This window comes from Acidovorax sp. KPB24-03, from assembly GCF_057546605.1.
Map to the genome: position 1 here is coordinate 1 of NZ_BAAJYR010000305.1, position 4,246 is coordinate 4,246.

4 protein-coding genes are annotated in these 4,246 nt (G+C 69.6%); 1 reads left to right on the forward strand and 3 read right to left on the reverse strand.

Annotated features, from left to right (window positions below):
• The 3 genes from AC27KI_RS19710 to AC27KI_RS19720 form a co-directional block, all read right to left on the reverse strand.
• The coding region (locus AC27KI_RS19710) for an ATP-binding cassette domain-containing protein (RefSeq protein ID WP_487115401.1) at positions 1-156 on the reverse strand (156 nt) is incomplete at its 3' end.
• Position 157: 1 nt separating this feature from the next.
• Positions 158-2,329 (reverse strand): TonB-dependent receptor, encoded by a 2,172-nt coding sequence (locus AC27KI_RS19715; RefSeq protein WP_487115395.1) that lies wholly within the window; start codon positions 2,327-2,329, stop codon positions 158-160.
• 399 nt (positions 2,330-2,728) lie between these two features.
• Positions 2,729-3,457, reverse strand: a complete 729-nt coding sequence (locus tag AC27KI_RS19720) for a nitroreductase family protein (protein ID WP_487115397.1) — start codon at positions 3,455-3,457, stop codon at positions 2,729-2,731.
• 134 nt (positions 3,458-3,591) lie between these two features.
• Here AC27KI_RS19720 and AC27KI_RS19725 point away from each other — a divergent pair, with 134 nt between their 5' ends.
• Positions 3,592-4,155, forward strand: a complete 564-nt coding sequence (locus AC27KI_RS19725; protein ID WP_487115399.1) for a TetR/AcrR family transcriptional regulator — start codon at positions 3,592-3,594, stop codon at positions 4,153-4,155.
• Positions 4,156-4,246: the final 91 nt, after the last annotated feature.

The window sequence follows — 4,246 nt, forward strand, 5'->3', positions numbered from 1 at the left end:
CCCAGCAGCCTCAAAAAGCGTGCTCTTGCCCGCGCCATTGGGGCCGACCAGGGCCACGCATTCGCCGCGGGCCGCGCAGGCGTTCACGCCGTGCAGCAGCGGGCGCCCCTGCGGGGTGCGAAAGCCCAGGCCCTCGGCCCGCAGCAGCGCGTACATGTCACAGCGTCCAGCGCAGGGCCAGCTCGAAGCTGCGCGGAGCGCCCAGCAGGATCTGGTCCGGGTAGAACGGATCGGCCCAGGCCGCGTAAACGCGGTTGGTCAGGTTGCGCCCGCGCAGGGTCAGCTGCACGCCGCGGGCCACATCCACGGCCACGGCAGCGTCGAGCGCGGTGTAGGCCGCCAGCCGCACGGTGTTCGCATCGCTGTGGAACCGCTCGCCCACATGCCGCAGCGAGGCCGATACCTGCACCGGCACACCGGCCACGAAGCGGTAGCCCACGCCGGCATTGGCCACCACGCGCGGGGCGTTGGGCGGCGTGTTGCCCGAGAGCGAGCCGCCACCGGCCAGCGCGTAGTCCTGGTAGCGCGCGCGGTTCAGCGCCAGGTTGGACCACAGGCTCCAGTGCGCATCGGGCCGCAGCGCCACCGAGGCCTCGGCGCCCCGCGACTGCAGGGCCCCTGCCACGGCCAGCGACTGCCCGCCCTGCGCGGCATAGACGTTGCGGCGCTCGGTGTCGTACACCGCGAACGTCCATTCGCCGCGGTCCTGCCAGAACGACTGCTTGACCCCGGCCTCCACATTGCGCGTGCGGGTCAGGTCCAGCGGCTGCGTGCCGCGCAGCAGGAACAGGTTGTTGGCCGCCACGTCGGCGCCCGTGGCGTACTGGCCATAGACGGTGGTACCGGCGGCTGGGGCCCAGGTCAGGCCGATGCGCCCCGTGGTTGGGTGCCAGGCCTTGTCGAACGGAAAGCCGGCGCGCGGCGCACCGGCGGCATCGGTGGAGGTGCGCGACAGCTCGATGGATTCGTGCCGCAGTCCGCCGAGCAGCGTCCAGCCCGGCGCAACCGAGAACCGGTCTTCCAGCGCGAGCACCGTGTTGCGCACGCCGCTCGTCTGCCATTGCCGGGTGAGCGGGCCGTAGGTGCCACGATCGGGGTTCACCAGGCTCACGCTGTCACCCGGAAAATTGGCCGCGCCGGGGCGGGTCAGGTCGAGGTCGCTGTATTCGAGCGCCGCCACCCAGCGGTTGTCGCGGCCGGCGATCTGGCCGTCCCACTGCAGCTCGGTCTTCTGGCCCACCGAGGTCTGGTCCTGGGCCACGTAGAAGCGCTCACGGTCCACCAGGCCGGTGCCGGCGTTGAACGCGGCGATCTCGTTGTTGAACCAGGTGCGCGTGGCCGTGTAGCGGTAGATCTGTGTGCGCAGCGTGAAGGCGCTGTCGATGCGCCAGTCCATGCCGGTGCGCAGCCAGGTTTCGCGCGCGTCGTTGCGGTTGTCCAGCACGTTGTAATTGGTGCGCAGCGTGCGCCGGTCGATCGCGACCGGGCCGAGCGCGCTGCCGTTGAAGCCCGACGTGTAGGTGCCGGACACCACGCCGCCCTCGGGCTCGATGCCGGGCGCGGCGGCGGAAACCAGCGGCGTTCCCCAATAGCTGCTGCCCCGGTCGCGCTTGACCTCGGCCGCCACGAAGAACTTGAGGCCGGGGCGCACATGCCAGTCCAGCCCGCCCGACAGGTGGCGGTTGTGCTGATGGGTGGCTTGCACGGGGCCGTCGCTGTCCGAGCCGCTCAGGTCGATGCGGTAATCCAGGTCCTTCCAGGCGGTGGTGCCGCCGGAGCCCATGCGGACGCGGCGCTCGCCGAACGAGCCGGCCGCCGTCTCGACCTCGGTCTGGACCGGGCCGCGGTGCGGCGCGCGGGTGACGAAATTCACCGCCCCGCCCGAGGCGCCCTCGCCCGACATCAGCGAGGCCGCGCCTTTCAGGAATTCGATGCGCTCCAGGTTGGCGGTGTCCATGACGCGCGAGGTCATGTTGGGCGGACCGATCTTGATGCCGTTGTAGAGCGTGTTGATCTGGCTGTTGGCAAAGCCGCGCATCGAAAACGCACTGGGCTCGGCCGGAAAGTCCCCGGCCGTCACGCCCACGGCGGCCTGGGCCGCTTCGGTGACGGTGCGCAGCCCGCGTTCGCCCAGCACCTGGCGCGAGACCACGTCGATGGACGCCGGCGTTTCGCGCACCGACAGGCCCAGGCGGGACGCGCCCTCGGCCGGCTGGTCCAGCGCGCCCGGCGTGGCTTGCTCCTTCACGACCACCGTGGGCAGCGCGGCGGTGCTGCCGCCCTCCTGGGCCATGGCGCCGGGCGCGGACAGCGCCAGCAAAGGGGTCAACCAGAGGGAAGCTGTCGGGCAAAGCGGTCGCATGATGGGATGGAAAAAGACAGGGAGCGGCCTTTGAGAGCCAGGCCGGCGTGGACGGTGTAAAAGGCAGGCCCCGATGCGCGCGAGCCGTGCGGATGCCAAGGCGCCGGCGGCCGGGGCAGAGCGCCACGGCGGGATCACAGGGAAAGGTGCCGCAGTTTAAAAGGGGATGAGGATGGCCGAAGGTGAATTTATTTACTACTGCAACCGAGTTGCAACAGCAGATTCTAGACCCAATAACGCAACACGGATGCGTTATTGAAAATTCCGACAGACCATACTGACGAGCATCCCGAAGGCGGGCGGACCGGCTCCTGGCACGGCACGGAGCATGCCGGCCGCGTGGCGTCACCCTGCCCACCCTGCCGGTCAATGGGCGAAGACCGACTCTTCCAAAGGCAGGCGCCAGCGATCCTCGACGCGGGCGTCATCGGCGCGGTAGCCCAGCGCCACAACGAGGGGGATGACCGTGCCGCGCGGCAGTCCCAGCAGCTTGGCGACCGCGGACGCGGAGAAGCCTTCCATGGGGCACGAATCGATGCCCTTCGCCGCCGCGGCCAGCAGCAGGGTCTGGGCCGCAAAGATCGCATTGCGGGCGGCCCACTGGCGCCCGCCGATGTGCCCCACGGGCAGCAGCGACAGCGTGGGGCGCGCCCAGGCGGCCAGCAGCAGCCATGGCGACCACAGCACCGACGAGCCCGCGCCCAGAATCCGCTGGAACATGCCGATCTGCTTGCGGTGGTAGGCCTTCGATTCCGGCCCCAGCCCGGTCGATCGTTCGACATGGTCGAGCTGCGCCTGGGCGGTGCGCCGCCCGATGGCGGGACTGGCGGCAAAGACGACGAAATCCGCGGCCGATGCCGCCGCCTTCTGCCCGTTGCAGGCCTGCGCGAGGCGGGCTTTCACGGCCGGGGTGCGAACCCAGTGCAGCTCGTAGGGCTGCATGTTTCCGCTGGACGGGGCGAAGGTGGCCTCGCGCAGCAGGGCCCGGACATCCGCTTCCGGAATCGGTGTGGGGCGGAATCGGCGGATCGCCCGGCGAAAGCGGTTGGCGGCTTGGAAGGCATCCCAGGGATGCAGCAGGTCTTGTGTTTTCATGCTTTAAATCGTAAGTTAAAGCTTTTATTTCCGAAACTCGCGTTCCCATGCCGTCCCCGCGCAAAAGCAAAACCGCTGCCACGCCCCGCAAAATCCCGGTCCAAGCGCGCTCGCGCGCCACCGTGGATGCCATCATGCAAGCCGCGACTTACATTTTGACCCAGGTGGGCTGGGCAGGATTCACCACGAATGCCATCGCCGAGCGCGCGGGCGTGAACATCGGCTCGCTCTACCAGTTCTTTCCGAACAAGGAGGCGGTGATCGCGGAACTGCAGCGGCGGCATGCCGTCGAGACGCGCTCCGACCTGCGCAAGGCGCTGCAGGTCCTGCCGGAGCAGCCCTCCCTGCGAAAGGCGCTGACAGTGGTCGTCGAGATGATCGTGGAGGAGCACCGCGCCGCGCCCGCCGTGCACAAGGCCATCTACGACGAACTGCCACGCACGGTGCGCGGCCTGGAAGAAGACAAGCACCAGCTGCGCGGGGAATTCCTGGAGGTGATCCGGCCGCTCATGCAGAACGTGCCGGACCCGGACCTGGCGACCTACCTGGTGGGCGTGGCCGCGCATGCGGTCGTGCACACCGTGACCGCGGAGCGGCCCAAGTTGCTCGGCGACCCCCGCTTCGCCCCGGAGCTGGTCACCTTGCTGGAGAACTACCTGTGCCGCACCGCGCCTTCGCAGCGGGACGAAAACGCCTGAGGCAGCCGCTTCGCTTCGCCGCGCCGGGCGTGCGCCCTACCAGCGCCGGCCCAGCGGCAGGTACCGCAGGACGCTGGCCAGGCCCTGGCGC